Genomic DNA, 13,208 nt, shown 5'->3' on the forward strand with positions numbered 1-13,208 from the left:
ACTACACGTCCAGGAAGCGAACGTCCTTGGCATTGCGGGTGATGAACGACCGGCGGGCCTCGACGTCCTCGCCCATCAGCACGGAGAACAGCTCGTCGGCGGTGGCCGCGTCGTCCAGCGTCACCTGCCGCAGCAGCCGGTTGGCCGGGTCCATGGTGGTCTCCCACAGTTCCTCGGCGTTCATCTCACCGAGACCCTTGTACCGCTGGATCGCGTCGTCCTTCGGCAGCCTCTTGCCAGCCTCGACGCCGGCCGCGATCAGGCCGTCGCGCTCCTTGTCGGAGTAGGCGTACTCGGGTTCGGACCTCGGCCACTTGATCTTGTACAGCGGCGGGGACGCCAGGTAGACGTGCCCGTGCTCGATCAGCGGGCGCATGAACCGGAACAGCAGCGTCAGCAGCAGGGTGCGGATGTGCTGACCGTCGACGTCGGCGTCGGCCATCAGGATGACCTTGTGGTACCGGATCTTCTCGACGTCGAAGTCCTCGTGGATGCCGGTGCCCAGCGCGGTGATCAGGCTCTGCACCTCGGTGTTCTTCAGCACGCGGTCGATGCGGGCCTTCTCCACGTTGATGATCTTGCCCCGGATCGGCAGGATCGCCTGGTACATGGAGTCGCGGCCCTCCTTGGCGGAGCCGCCCGCCGAGTCACCCTCGACGATGTAGAGCTCGCACTCCTCCGGGTTGGTGGAGCGGCAGTCCTTCAGCTTGCCGGGCAGACCGCCGATGTCCAGCGCGCCCTTGCGGCGCACCAGGTCGCGTGCCTTGCGGGCGGCCAGGCGCGCTTGCGCCGAGGAGATCGACTTGTTGATGATCGTCTTGGCCTCGGCGGGGTTGGCCTCGAACCAGTGCCCCAGCCACTCGTTGGTGGTGGTCTGCACGAACGACTTGGCCTCGCTGTTGCCCAGCTTGGTCTTCGTCTGCCCCTCGAACTGCGGCTCGGCGAGCTTGATCGACACGATGGCGGCGAGGCCCTCGCGCACGTCGTCGCCGGTGAGGTTGGCGTCCTTCTCCTTGAGCAGCTTCTTGTCGCGCGCGTAGGCGTTGACGACCCTGGTCAGCGCGGCGCGGAAGCCCTCCTCGTGGGTACCGCCCTCGTGCGTGTTGATGGTGTTGGCGAATGTGTACACCGACGGCGTGAAGCCGTCGTTCCACTGCATCGCCACCTCGACCTCGAGGCCGGTGCCCTTGGCCTCGAACGCGATCACGTTCTTGTGGATCGGGTCCTTGCTGCCGTTGATGTGCCGGACGAAGTCCTCGAGCCCGCCGGGGTAGTGGTAGGTGCGCTCGGAGATGTGCGCCTTCTGCCCCTCGGCGTCCTCCTCGGTGTCCTGGCTGACCCGCTCGTCTCGCAGGACGATGGTCAGTCCCTTGTTCAGGAACGCCATCTCCTGCAGCCGGCGGGCGACGGTCTCGGCGCTGTAGGTGGTGGTCTCGAAGATCTCCGGGTCGGCCCAGAAGGTGACCGAGGTACCGGTGGTGTCGGCGGGCCCGGCGTCGATCAGCTCACCCGGCACGGACCGGTCGTAGTGCTGCCGCCAGATCCGGCCGTCGACCTTGATCTCCACGTCCAGCGCGGTGGACAGCGCGTTCACCACGGAGACGCCGACGCCGTGCAGGCCGCCGGAGACGGCGTAGGAGTCGCTGTCGAACTTGCCGCCCGCGTGCAGCATCGTGAGCACGACCTCGACGGTCGGCTTCTGCTCCTTGGGGTGCATGGCGACCGGGATGCCGCGGCCGTCGTCGACGACCCGGACACCGCCGTCGGCCAGCAGCGTGACCTCGACCCTGGTGGCGTAACCGGCCATCGCCTCGTCGACGGAGTTGTCCACGACCTCCTGGATCAGGTGGTGCAGACCGCGCTCGCCGGTGGAACCGATGTACATACCGGGGCGCTTGCGGACCGCCTCGAGTCCCTCGAGCACGGTGATGGACTCTGCGCCGTATTCTTTCTTCTGGTCAGCCACCGGGCCTGCTTTCTCCTCGGGACGCGCGCCTGGCGGCGCATGGGGTCGGGGTCGACTCACCACTCCATCTACATCCTACTTGCCCACCTTCGCTGACATACGGCAAGGACACCCCTGATTAGCTCACAGAGCCACGAAATCGCCCTTGGGCGTGTCGGATCGTAGCCAACGGGCCGTTCGCATGCTTGCGCGAAGCTCAGCCGTACGTGTCACGCGGGCCGCGGCCGGGCACGTGCCGGGGCCCCTTACGCCAACTGGGGGCAGTCGGCCCCTGGATCCGCATGCGCTTGACGACGCCGTTGCCGACCCCGGCCGCGATCTTCCCGATGAGCTGCCCCTGCAGCAGCCGCAACTGCGTGGCCCAGGCCGTCGAGCTGGCGCGGACGGTCAGCTCGCCGTCCTTCAGCGCGACCGGCTGGGCATGCTCGGCGACGTCCTCACCGACCAGCCGGGCCCAGCGGCCGAAAATCTGCCCGTTGGCGAGGTTGGTGTTCCACCCACGCTCGACGGCCAGCCGCGACGCGAGCCTGCCGAGCGGCTGCGGGTCCCTGCTGTCCGCGCCGGGCCCCGACCAGCGGCGACGGCGGGGGTCCTGCCGCATGCCGGTGCCGGAGCCGCCTCGGCTAGGCTTGCGAACACCCGGCTCCGAGCCCCGGGCGTCGGCTTTCGCCTTCGCCGCGGCCAGCGCCTGCCGGGCCAGGTCCCTCCCTGAACCACCGTTCACGTTTGGCCCAGCGTGATCATCACGTTCCGTGTTCGGTACCGTGGTCATCTCGGGATGATCGCCCACGCGAGGAGCAATCCCTCGACCATTTGGCCGTGTGTTCACCACCGGCGATGACTCTTTCCTCGTGTTATCCACACTATCCACAGGTTTATCCCCAACTTGGGGGGTAATTGCTGTGGCCCCGGTCACCCCTCGTGCCCGCGGACGGTCAGCGCTGTTCATCGACGGTGTCCTCTCGGTATCACTCAGGGTCACTCGCGGACGACAGTGGCGTCCGCGATGGTGAACCGGTCACCGGCCAGTTCGGCGGGAACGTCCTCCGCCACCGCCGCCGTGACCAGCACCTGCTCGGCGTCGGCGGCCACCTCGGCAAGCCGGGCCCGCCGGTTCCGGTCCAGCTCGGCGAACACGTCGTCGAGCAGCAGGACCGGCTCACCCGCCTCGGCCCGCAGCAGCTCGTAACTGCCCAGCCGCAGCGCCAGCGCGAACGACCACGACTCGCCGTGACTGGCGTAGCCCTTCGCGGGCGCCTCGCCGAGCACCAGTTCCAGCTCGTCGCGGTGCGGGCCCACCTGGCTGGTCCCGCGTTCCAGGTCGGCCGCGCGGGACTCGCCGAGCGCGGTCAGCAGCACCTCGGTCAGCCGATCCTCCTCCGCGCGTTCCCCGCCCGGTACCCCGTACCCCTCGGGCAGCGTGTCACCGAGGCTGGACCGGTAGCCGACGACGGCGGGCCGCGAGTCGGGTGCCACCCCGGCGTAGGCCGCCGCGGTGTGCGGTGCCAGGTCGGCCACCAGGTTCAGGCGCGCCGCCAGCAGTTGCGCGCCGGCGACCGCGAGGTGGTTGTCCCACACGTCGAGCGTGCTCTCGACGTACGGGTCGGCACCACGCGAACCCCGGCGCTTGCCGCTCGTCTTGAGCAAAGCGTTGCGCTGCTTGAGAACCCGTTCGTAGTCCGCGCGAACCCCGGCGTAGCGCGGCGCACGCAGCACGAGCAGTTCGTCAAGGAACCGCCTGCGCTCCCCGGGATCACCACGCACCAGCGCCAGGTCCTCCGGGGAGAACAACACGGTGCGCAGGATTCCCAGCACGTCCCTCGGTCTGCCGACCGCGCCGCGGTTGACCCTGGCCCGGTTCGCCTTGCCCGGCGTGATCTCCAGTTCGACGGTCAGTTCCCTGCCGTCGTTGACCACGGCTGTCCGCACCAGTGCACGCGGACGGCCGTGCCGGACCAGCGGAGCGTCGGTGGCCACCCGGTGCGAGCCGAGGGTGGCCACGTAGCCCAGCGCCTCCAGCAGGTTCGTCTTGCCCTGACCGTTGCGTCCAATGAGGACGGTGGGACCGGGCGTGAGCGGAAGATCCGCGTGCTCCCAGGAGCGGAAGTCGGTTACCTGTAGATGCCGTACGTACACAGCGGGTGCTACCCGCCTACCTTCCGGACAGCGTGGCCGCCGAACTGGTTGCGCAGCGCGGCAACCGCACGCATGGCGGCGGAATCCTGCTGGCGCGAGGCGAACCTGGCGAACAACGCGGCGGAGATGACCGGCGCCGGAACGGCGTTGTTGATGGCTTCCTCCAGGGTCCACCGGCCCTCGCCGGAGTCCTCGACGTAGCCCTCCAGGTCGTCCAGCTCCGGGTCCTCGTCGAGCGCACGCACGAGCAGGTCCAGCAACCACGACCGCACAACGGTTCCACGCTGCCAGCCCTTGATCACCGCGGGAACGTCGTTGACGACCTTCGCGGCCTCCAGCAGTTCGAAGCCCTCGGCGAACGCCTGCATCAGGCCGTACTCGATGCCGTTGTGCACCATCTTCGCGTAGTGCCCGGCGCCGACGTCGCCCGCGTGCGAGAAGCCTTCCTCGCGCGGGCCGTCCGGACGCAGCGCGTCGAAAATCGGCATCGCCTTCTCGACGTCGCTCGCCGCGCCGCCGACCATCAGGCCGTAGCCGTTCTCCTTGCCCCACACGCCACCGGACACGCCGACGTCGAGATAGCCGACGCCGTGGCCGGCCAGGATCTCCGCGTTGCGCTTGTCGTCGGTGAACTTCGAGTTGCCGCCGTCGATCAGCAGGTCGCCCTCGCCGAGCAACTCCGCCAGTTCGAGGACGGTCTGCCGGGTCGGGTCACCGGCCGGGACCATCACCCAGACGATCCGGGGACCGTCCAGCTGCCCGACGAGTTCCTCGAGCGACGCGACGTCGGAGACCTCGGCGTTGCGGTCGTAGCCGACGACCGTGTGGCCGGCGGCCCGCAGCCGCTCCCGCATGTTGAAGCCCATCCTGCCGAGTCCGACGAGGCCGAGCGAAACCATGAGTACTCCCCTTCTTACGTGCGGGTGATCAGCCGGGCAGCCGGACCGGCATCAGCAGGTAGAGGTAGCCGGGCACGACGTTGCCCTCCTCGTCAGCCGGCTTCACCAGCGCGGGCCGGTTCGGCGTGGTGAACGTCAGCTCGGCGCGGTCGGTGTGCAGTGCGCCGAGACCGTCGACCAGGTAGCCGGGGTTGAAGGCGATCGTCACCGGCTCGCCCTCGTACTGGACCTGCAGCTCCTCCTCGGCGCTGCCCTCGTCGTCGCCGCCGGCGGACAGCCGCAGCGAGCTGTCGGTGAACTCGAGCCGCACCTGGGTACCGCGCTCGGCGACCAGCGAAACCCGCTTGATCGCCTCGGCCAGCGGCGCGACGTCGATGACGGCGCGCGCGGTGTGCTGCGCGGGCAGCAGCTGGCGGTAAGGCGGGAACTCCGCGTCGAGCAGCCGGGTGGTGGCATAGCGGCCGGAGCCGGACAGGCCGAGCAGTCCCTCGCCGCTGGCGAGCGCGAGCTTGACGGTGGCGCCGGCGCCACCCATCGACTTGGCCGCCTCGGCGAGTGTGCGGGCGGGCACCAGGATCGCGGCGTCCTCCAGACCCTCGGCCGGCTTCCAGCTGAACTCGCGCATGGCGAGGCGGAACCGGTCGGTGGCGACGAGGGTGACGGTGTCGCCGGAGATCTCCAGGCGCATACCGGTCAGCATCGGGAGGGTGTCGTCCTTGCCGGCGGCGACGGCGACCTGGGCGACCGCCTGGCCGAACGCGTCGCCGGCGAGCTCACCGGCGAAGGCGGGCTGGGACGGCAGCTGCGGGTAGTCCTCGACCGGCATGGTCGGGAGGCTGAACCGGGCGCTGCCGCAGTTGATGGTGGCGCGGGCGCCGTCGACGGAGATCTCCACCGGCTGAGCGGGCAGCGCCTTGGTGATGTCGGCAAGCAGCCGGCCGGACACCAGCGTGCGGCCGCCGTCGGCGATGGTGGCCGGGACGCCGACGGTCGCCGAGACCTCGTAGTCGAACCCGGACACGGTGAGCGCGTCCCCGTCACCCGCCTCGAGTAGGACCCCGCCCAGTACGGGTACGGGCGGCCGGGACGGCAGGCTGCGTGCCACCCAGGCGACAGCGTCAGCCAACCCGTCGCGTTCGACGCGGATCTTCATGCGCCCATCCTTTCGACAGCCGAGCCCCTCCGGCTCGTTGAGATCAGCGGACGCCCCCACCTACGCGCCCTTCGTGCAGGGCGCGCGGAGGCCTCGCCGGCGTGGTGTGTGTGGTCCGGGAGCCGACGGCGCGCGCCGACTGGCGAACCAGGTGTGGGCACCCACGTTAGAACGTCGGCCGACCCGCCGTCACCCGGGGCCGGTGTCGACAAATCGATCTAGCTACCGCTTCGAGGCCAGCTGTCCCCAAGTTCGCCGCTCGCCTGTTTTTTCTTTGTTCTTTTCTTCGAAAGACAAAAGACAGTGACAGTAATAGGGGCTGTGGGTTGTGTGGACAGCGTCCATCGTCGCAGTTCGCACGGCGCGGCGCGCTGTGGACAGCCGGGGTGGCGATCCGGTGGACAGCTCCGGGCGCCGGTGGAGAACTTCGCGCCGTCCACCACTCGTCCACATCCATCCACAGTTGTCCACACGACTGTCCCCAGTTGTGGGTCAACCTGTGCCCAGGTTCCCCACCGCCCGCGATCGCTGTGCACAACCCAGGAACCGCCCGGGTGAGTGACCCACGTCGCACAAAATCTCGTTGGGCGTAGGGGTATCCCGCTTCGTCGCCGCGCAAACCGTCCACTCGCGACACTGGCCCGCACCGCGGCGGGCGGTACGGGCCAGTGGCTACTTTGGACAGTTACTGGCGGGCGCGCTGCTTGATCCTCGACGTCAGTTCCTGGACCTGGTCGTAGATCCGCCTGCGCTCAGCCATTTCCTTGCGGATCTTCTTGTCCGCGTGCATGACCGTCGTGTGGTCGCGGCCGCCGAACGCCTGTCCGATGCGCGGCAGCGACATGTCGGTGAGCTCCCGGCACAGATACATGGCGATCTGCCGCGCGGTGGCGAGTGCCTTCGTCTTGCCCGGCCCACACAGATCGTCGAGCGTCACGTCGAAGAACTCGGCGGTGACGCCCATGATCGTCGGCGCGCTGATTTCCGGTGCCTGCGAGTCGGGAATGAGGTCGCGCAGGACGATCTCGGCGAGGCCGACGTCGACCGGCTGCTGGTTCAGGGACGCGAACGCGGTGACGCGGATCAGCGCGCCTTCCAGTTCCCGGATGTTCGCCTCGATGCGCGTGGCGATGAACTCCAGTACGTCACCGGGAACGGCGAGCCGGTCCTGTGCCGCCTTCTTGCGGAGGATCGCGATGCGCGTCTCCAGCTCGGGCGGCTGGATGTCGGTGATCAGTCCCCACTCGAACCGCGTCCGCAGGCGGTCCTCCAGCGTCTCCAGCCGCTTCGGCGGCCGGTCCGACGACACGACGATCTGCTTGTTGGCGTTGTGCAGTGTGTTGAAGGTGTGGAAGAACTCCTCCTGAGTTCCTTCCTTGCCCTCCAGGAACTGGATGTCGTCGACGAGCAGGATGTCGATGTCGCGGTAGCGACGCTGGAACGCGACCTTGCGGTCGTCGCGCAGCGAGTTGATGAAGTCGTTGGTGAACTCCTCGGTCGACACGTACCGCACGCGCATGCCGGGGAACAGCCGTTGCGCGTAGTGGCCGACCGCGTGCAGCAGGTGGGTCTTGCCGAGTCCGGACTCGCCCCAGATGAACAACGGGTTGTACGCCCGGGACGGCGCCTCGGCGACGGCCACGGCCGCCGCGTGCGCGAACCGGTTGGACGCGCCGATGACGAACGTGTCGAAGTTGTACTTCTCGTTGAGCCGGGTCTTGGAGGTCTGCGGCTGGGCGGGCGCCGTGTACGGCTGGCCGGCGATCGGCTGACCGGAGAAGGTCGGCCAGATCTCGTGGACGGCGGCGAGCGCCTCGCCTTCCTCGTCCACCTCTTCCTCGGTGTCGTCCGGCGTGCCGGGATCGGGCACGTCCCTCAGCTCGCGGAGCTCACGCACGTGCTCACGCGGCGGCGGCTGCTCGACCCGGCTGACCCGGCCGGCGGGCGGCAGCATGCCGTCTTCCGCCATCGGTGGTGGTACCCGCGGCGGTGACTGCGGGCCACCGTCGCTGTGCGGGTCCACGCGGCCGGGTGACGCCGGGTACCGGCTGGGTGGAGGTGGGGCGGAGTCCGCGACGTCCACCTTCACCGCCAGGGAGACCTCCCGGCCGAGGCGGCGCGACAACGCGTCGGTGATCGGCTCACGCAACGCGCGCTCGATGGCTTCCTTGGCGAAGTCGCTCGGCGCGGCCAGTAGAGCTGTGCCGTCCAGCAGGCCGATGGGCCTGGTCACCCGCATCCACGCACGCTGCTGGGGCGAGAGGGTTCCGTCGGAGAGCTCACGGACGACCTGTTCCCAGACGACCCCGAGATTCAGCTGATGCTCGGACACCTGTGCGCTCCCCTCCCTCCAGGTTCACCCAGTTCATCGACGTCCCCCGACGGGACGGCGGGCGAACGCGGCTACCCGCACAGCAGGTATCCACATGCTTGTCCACAACTGTGCACCAATGTACGGCGAGCCGCCGCGACCGTGGTCGCGGGCTCGAACTAGGCAGCCGGAGCGAGAACAGGCACGCTAACAAGCCCCGGCGTTTGCCACAAGACCTCCTGGTGCGCAAGCATTTCATGGTGTACGGCGTGTTGCCATTCGGTGCTGCGGGGTAGGCTTACGGTCAGTCGCGAACGGTTATCAGGGGGCCGGTTTCGGGGTCACCGGGCCGGGTGCGTACCCTCGTAAGGTCCCCGCTGACGGCGGGTGTGTTGTGGTGCCCGTGTTCTCTCACCAACGAGGTGAGCTGCGGGTCGGCAGGGGACGACACTAGCTATGGGTGAGACAGGAGAAGCCGACCGTGGCCAAGGGTAAGCACACCTTCCAGCCGAACAACCGCCGTCGCTCGCGGACCCACGGGTTCCGCCTGCGGATGCGGACCCGTGCCGGCCGGGCGATTCTGTCCGCTCGCCGCCGCAAGGGCCGCGAGAAGCTGTCCGCCTGATCCCAGCGAGGCCCGCGGTGCTACCCGCCGCTGCCAGGCTCCGCCGCAGCGACGACTTCCGCGCGGTGATGCGCGGTGGTTCCCGGGCGGGACGCCGTCGTCTCGTGGTGCACGCACTGGTGGACTCGCCCGAGTCCACCAGGCGTGCCGGGTTCGTCGTCAGCAAAGCCGTTGGCAACTCGGTCGTCAGGCACCGGGTCACCCGCCGGCTGCGGCATCTGGTCGCGGACAGGCTGGGAACACTGCCGGGCGGTAGCTCGTTGGTGGTTCGGGCCCTTCCGCCGGCCGCCACCGCTACCAGCGCCGAGCTCGGTTCGGATCTCGACGCGGCACTCCGCCGGCTCGGACTCCTGCCGGACCGCCGGTCCGGCGGTCGAAGCGACGACAGGCCAGCGGAGTGAGTGACACGACTATCCCCTCCGGCCAACGGACCGCGGGTCCGGTCGCGTGGGTACTGCTTCTACCGGTGCGGTTCTACCGCCGGTTCATTTCCCCCTATCTGCCGCCCAGCTGCCGGTTCTATCCCAGCTGCAGTGCGTACGCGCAGGAAGCCCTCACCCGCCATGGCGCCGCACGCGGCAGTTATCTCGCCGTACGCAGACTGCTCCGCTGCGGACCGTGGACTCCCCCTGGGCGGGACCCGGTCCCGGAGGTCTTCAGCTGGCGCTACCACGGTCCGCAGCTGCCGGACGAGGACGAGCCGTGAGCCGTTCGTGGGGGACACAGACTCAACGAGGTGGAAGGACCAACAGGGTCGCCGAGGCGGCATGAGGTCGGGAGGAGAACAAGCATGTCCGAGACAGTCGAGAAGGTCGAGGCCGACGACGCGGTGGAGGTAGTTGCCGCGGAGGAGACCGAGTCGAAGAACACCGACGACCTTCTGGTGCGCGAGGGCGACATCGCGGGCGACTATCTGGAGCGCCTGCTGGACCTGCTGGACTACGACGGCGACATCGATCTCGACGTGGAGGCCGGCCGGGCGATCGTCAGCATCGACGGCGGTGAGGATCTCGACAAGCTCGTCGGTGCGCGCGGCAACGTCCTCGAGGCGCTGCAGGAGCTGACCCGGCTCGCGGTGCAGCAGGAGACCGGCTCGCGGAGCCGGCTCATGCTCGACATCGCCGGCTGGCGTGCCGACCGTCGCGAGGAGCTGAAGGAGCTGGGTCGCTCGACCGCCGAGGCGGTGCTGTCCTCCGGCGAGCGGGTTCGGCTCCAGCCGATGAGCCCGTTCGAGCGGAAGGTCGTCCACGACGCGGTGGCCGCCGTCGACGGTGTGCACAGCGAGAGCGAGGGCGAGGACCCGAAGCGTCGCGTGGTGATCTTCCGCGAGGAGTGATCCGCTCCCCTTTGTTCGGACGAAGGCCCGCCGGTTCGACCGGCGGGCCTTTCTTGTTTCACGTGAAACCCGGAGCGTCGCGCAGGCGTGCGGAGTCGATCGGGGACAATCGTCGGCAGAGCGTTTCACGTGAAACGAAGGTCCGGAGAAGGGTGTCGAGTGGGTGTGGACGAGGTGACGGCGCCGGCGACGGCGGCTCGGGTGTTCGGTGACCGGCTACCGCTGGCCGAGCGCTTTGCCGACATGTTGGCCGAGCACGGCATCGAGCGTGGCTTGATCGGGCCGCGGGAGCTGGACCGGCTCTGGGACCGTCACCTGCTCAACTCCGCCGTCATCGGCGAGCACATCCCCGACGGGGTCGGCGTCGTCGACGTCGGCTCGGGCGCCGGCCTTCCGGGGGTTCCGCTGGCGATCGCGCGACCGGACCTCGATATCGTTCTTCTCGAGCCGATGGCTCGCCGCGTCGACTGGCTCAACGAGGTCGTCGCGGAACTCGGCCTCTCCGCCACCGTGATCCGCGGCCGTGCCGAAGACGGTGTGGTCCGCACGGAGGTGGGTCAGCACGAGGTGGTGACCGCGCGAGCGGTCGCTCCCCTCGCGCGACTGGCGACCTGGTGCCTCCCCCTCGTGCGAACGGGCGGGTCACTGCTGGCGCTGAAGGGTTCGAGTGCCGCGGAGGAGATCGAACGTGACAAGCTGGCGGTGAGCCGCGCCGGAGGCGGCGAGCCGGTCCTCGTCCGCTGTGGCGAGGCCGTTCTGGAGACCCCGACCGTCGTGGTGCGGATCCCCCGAGTCGCACCCAAGCCGTCCAGGCGGCGTGGCCGGAAGCAATGACCATCGACATGTTCCACGTGAAACAAGGAGGTGCTTCGCCCGGTGAACCCCCCACGGCCAGCTGAGCCAGACACCAGGCACGACCTGGGTTGGACCCCGATCGCGGAGGAGGCCGAGCGCGCCGCGCGAGTACTTCACCCCGAGGCAAACCAGCTCCCCCGCCCGCATCGGCGCCGGGTCCTGACGGTCGCCAACCAGAAGGGCGGCGTCGGCAAGACGACCAGTGCGGTCAACCTCGCCGCCGCACTCGCGGTGCACGGGCTGAAGACGCTTGTCGTCGACCTCGACCCGCAGGGCAACGCGAGCACGGCGCTCAACGTGGACCACCGCTCCGGCACGCCGTCGGTCTACGAGGTGCTCCTCGGCGAGGTGTCGCTCGCCGACGCGGCCGCCGTCAGCGAGCAGTCCCCCAACCTGTACTGCGTGCCTGCGACCATCGACCTCGCCGGTGCGGAGATCGAGCTCGTCTCGATGTCGGCGCGGGAGTCGCGGCTCAAGGAGGCGCTGACGAGCGAGGCGATCGACCAGATCGGCGTCGACTACATCTTCATCGACTGCCCGCCGTCGCTCGGGCTGCTGACGGTCAACGCGATGGTCGCCGCGCAGGAAGTGCTCATCCCGATCCAGTGCGAGTACTACGCGCTGGAAGGCCTCGGGCAGCTGCTCAGCAACATCGACCTGGTGCAGCGGCACCTCAACCCGGAGCTGGCCGTCTCGACCATCCTGCTCACCATGTACGACGGCCGCACCAAGCTGGCCGACCAGGTGACGAACGAAGTCCGCAACCACTTCGGCGACACCGTGCTGAAGACCGTCATCCCGCGCAGCGTGAAGGTGTCCGAGGCGCCCGGGTACGGCCAGACCGTCCTCGCCTACGACCCCGGCTCGCGGGGTGCGATGAGCTACATGGACGCCGCTCGTGAGATCGCCGAGCGTGGTGCGAAGGGAAGCAGCTGATGGCTGAGCGGAGGGGCGGGCTCGGGCGCGGGCTCGCCGCGTTGATTCCGACCGGTCCGGCGGAGGAGCCGGGCGCCAAGCCGACGGCCGAGCGGCCGGCTGTCACGTCGAACGGCGCGGCACCGGCCGTCCCCGGCGGCGAGGTCGCCGGAGCGGTGTACCGGGAGGTCCCGCTCAGCGCCATCCAGCCCAACCCCAAGCAGCCGCGGCAGGTGTTCGACGAGGAAGCGCTCGCCGAGCTGGAGCACTCCATCCGCGAGTTCGGCCTGATGCAGCCGATCGTCGTCCGGGAACTGCCGGGCGGCAAGTACGAGCTGGTGATGGGCGAGCGCCGGCTGCGTGCGTCGCAGCAGGCGGAGCTGGAGACCATCCCCGCCATCGTCCGGCAGACCGCCGACGAGGCGATGCTGCGGGACGCCCTGCTGGAGAACATCCACCGCGTCCAGCTCAACCCGCTGGAGGAGGCGGCCGCCTACCAGCAGCTGCTCGACGAGTTCGAGGTCACCCACGAGGAACTCGCCGGGCGGATCGGCCGCAGCAGGCCGGTCATCACCAACACCATCCGGCTGCTGAAGCTCCCGCTCCCCGTGCAGCGGCGGGTCGCCGCCGGTGTGCTGTCCGCTGGCCACGCCCGCGCACTGCTGTCACTGGAGGACCCGGAGGCGCAGGAGGACCTCGCCACCCGGATCGTCGCGGAGGGCATGTCGGTGCGGGCCACCGAGGAGGCGGTCACGCTCAAGAAGAGCGAGGCACCGGCCAAGCCGAAGGCCGCTCCCCGCAAGCCGATCCAGGCGCCGGGTCTTCAGGACCTCGCGGTGCGGCTGTCCGACACGTTCGACACCCGGGTCAAGGTCGACCTCGGACGTCGGAAGGGCCGGATCGTGGTCGAGTTCGGTTCGATCGACGACCTCGAACGGATCGTGTCGATCATGGACCCGAATGGGACGAATCGGACTCGTGATGAGGACGTATGATCACCCACGGTCGTTTC

The 13,208-nt window shown here is 69.1% G+C and carries 13 protein-coding genes; 7 read left to right on the forward strand and 6 right to left on the reverse strand.

Annotated elements, in window-relative coordinates; all coding sequences use genetic code 11:
- Position 1: 1 nt before the first annotated feature.
- The 6 genes from gyrB to dnaA all read right to left on the reverse strand — a co-directional run bounded on the left by gyrB (position 2) and on the right by dnaA (position 8,486).
- Complete coding sequence (gene gyrB / locus EWH70_RS03550; RefSeq protein WP_130473779.1) at positions 2-1,966, reverse strand: DNA topoisomerase (ATP-hydrolyzing) subunit B; 1,965 nt, start codon at positions 1,964-1,966, stop codon at positions 2-4.
- A gap of 196 nt (positions 1,967-2,162) precedes the next feature.
- Entirely contained in the window at positions 2,163-2,738 is a 576-nt protein-coding gene (locus EWH70_RS03555; RefSeq protein ID WP_130473780.1) for a DciA family protein, read from the reverse strand.
- A 206-nt stretch (positions 2,739-2,944) separates the two neighbouring features.
- On the reverse strand, positions 2,945-4,102 hold the full coding sequence (gene recF / locus EWH70_RS03560; protein ID WP_130473781.1) for a DNA replication/repair protein RecF: 1,158 nt from the start codon (positions 4,100-4,102) through the stop codon (positions 2,945-2,947).
- 8 nt (positions 4,103-4,110) lie between these two features.
- Positions 4,111-5,001: a phosphogluconate dehydrogenase (NAD(+)-dependent, decarboxylating) gene (gene gnd, locus EWH70_RS03565; protein WP_130473782.1), complete on the reverse strand. Its 891-nt coding sequence runs from the start codon at positions 4,999-5,001 to the stop codon at positions 4,111-4,113.
- Between the two features lie 28 nt (positions 5,002-5,029).
- The gene (dnaN, locus tag EWH70_RS03570; RefSeq protein WP_130473783.1) at positions 5,030-6,154 is read right to left on the reverse strand and encodes a DNA polymerase III subunit beta; all 1,125 of its coding nucleotides are present in this window, start codon (positions 6,152-6,154) and stop codon (positions 5,030-5,032) included.
- Between the two features lie 685 nt (positions 6,155-6,839).
- The gene (gene dnaA / locus EWH70_RS03575; protein WP_130473784.1) at positions 6,840-8,486 is read right to left on the reverse strand and encodes a chromosomal replication initiator protein DnaA; all 1,647 of its coding nucleotides are present in this window, start codon (positions 8,484-8,486) and stop codon (positions 6,840-6,842) included.
- A 460-nt stretch (positions 8,487-8,946) separates the two neighbouring features.
- On the opposite strand from dnaA, the gene rpmH reads away from it, so the two are divergent.
- From rpmH to EWH70_RS03610, 7 genes are all read left to right on the forward strand, one after another.
- Positions 8,947-9,090: a 50S ribosomal protein L34 gene (rpmH, locus tag EWH70_RS03580; RefSeq protein ID WP_130474218.1), complete on the forward strand. Its 144-nt coding sequence runs from the start codon at positions 8,947-8,949 to the stop codon at positions 9,088-9,090.
- A gap of 17 nt (positions 9,091-9,107) precedes the next feature.
- The gene (gene rnpA / locus EWH70_RS03585) at positions 9,108-9,491 is read left to right on the forward strand and encodes a ribonuclease P protein component (protein WP_130473785.1); all 384 of its coding nucleotides are present in this window, start codon (positions 9,108-9,110) and stop codon (positions 9,489-9,491) included.
- Entirely contained in the window at positions 9,488-9,796 is a 309-nt protein-coding gene (yidD, locus tag EWH70_RS03590) for a membrane protein insertion efficiency factor YidD (protein ID WP_130473786.1), read from the forward strand. Before rnpA ends, yidD begins: the two co-directional genes overlap by 4 nt.
- Positions 9,797-9,880: 84 nt before the next feature.
- Positions 9,881-10,426 (forward strand): Jag family protein, encoded by a 546-nt coding sequence (locus tag EWH70_RS03595; RefSeq protein ID WP_130473787.1) that lies wholly within the window; start codon positions 9,881-9,883, stop codon positions 10,424-10,426.
- A 159-nt stretch (positions 10,427-10,585) separates the two neighbouring features.
- The gene (gene rsmG, locus EWH70_RS03600) at positions 10,586-11,260 is read left to right on the forward strand and encodes a 16S rRNA (guanine(527)-N(7))-methyltransferase RsmG (RefSeq protein WP_130473788.1); all 675 of its coding nucleotides are present in this window, start codon (positions 10,586-10,588) and stop codon (positions 11,258-11,260) included.
- A 42-nt stretch (positions 11,261-11,302) separates the two neighbouring features.
- The gene (locus EWH70_RS03605; RefSeq protein WP_130473789.1) at positions 11,303-12,217 is read left to right on the forward strand and encodes a ParA family protein; all 915 of its coding nucleotides are present in this window, start codon (positions 11,303-11,305) and stop codon (positions 12,215-12,217) included.
- On the forward strand, positions 12,217-13,191 hold the full coding sequence (locus EWH70_RS03610) for a ParB/RepB/Spo0J family partition protein (RefSeq protein WP_130473790.1): 975 nt from the start codon (positions 12,217-12,219) through the stop codon (positions 13,189-13,191). Before EWH70_RS03605 ends, EWH70_RS03610 begins: the two co-directional genes overlap by 1 nt.
- Positions 13,192-13,208 lie beyond the last annotated feature (17 nt).

Origin of the sequence: Amycolatopsis suaedae (assembly GCF_004214935.1) — a bacterium.
Taxonomy (GTDB): domain Bacteria; phylum Actinomycetota; class Actinomycetes; order Mycobacteriales; family Pseudonocardiaceae; genus Amycolatopsis; species Amycolatopsis suaedae.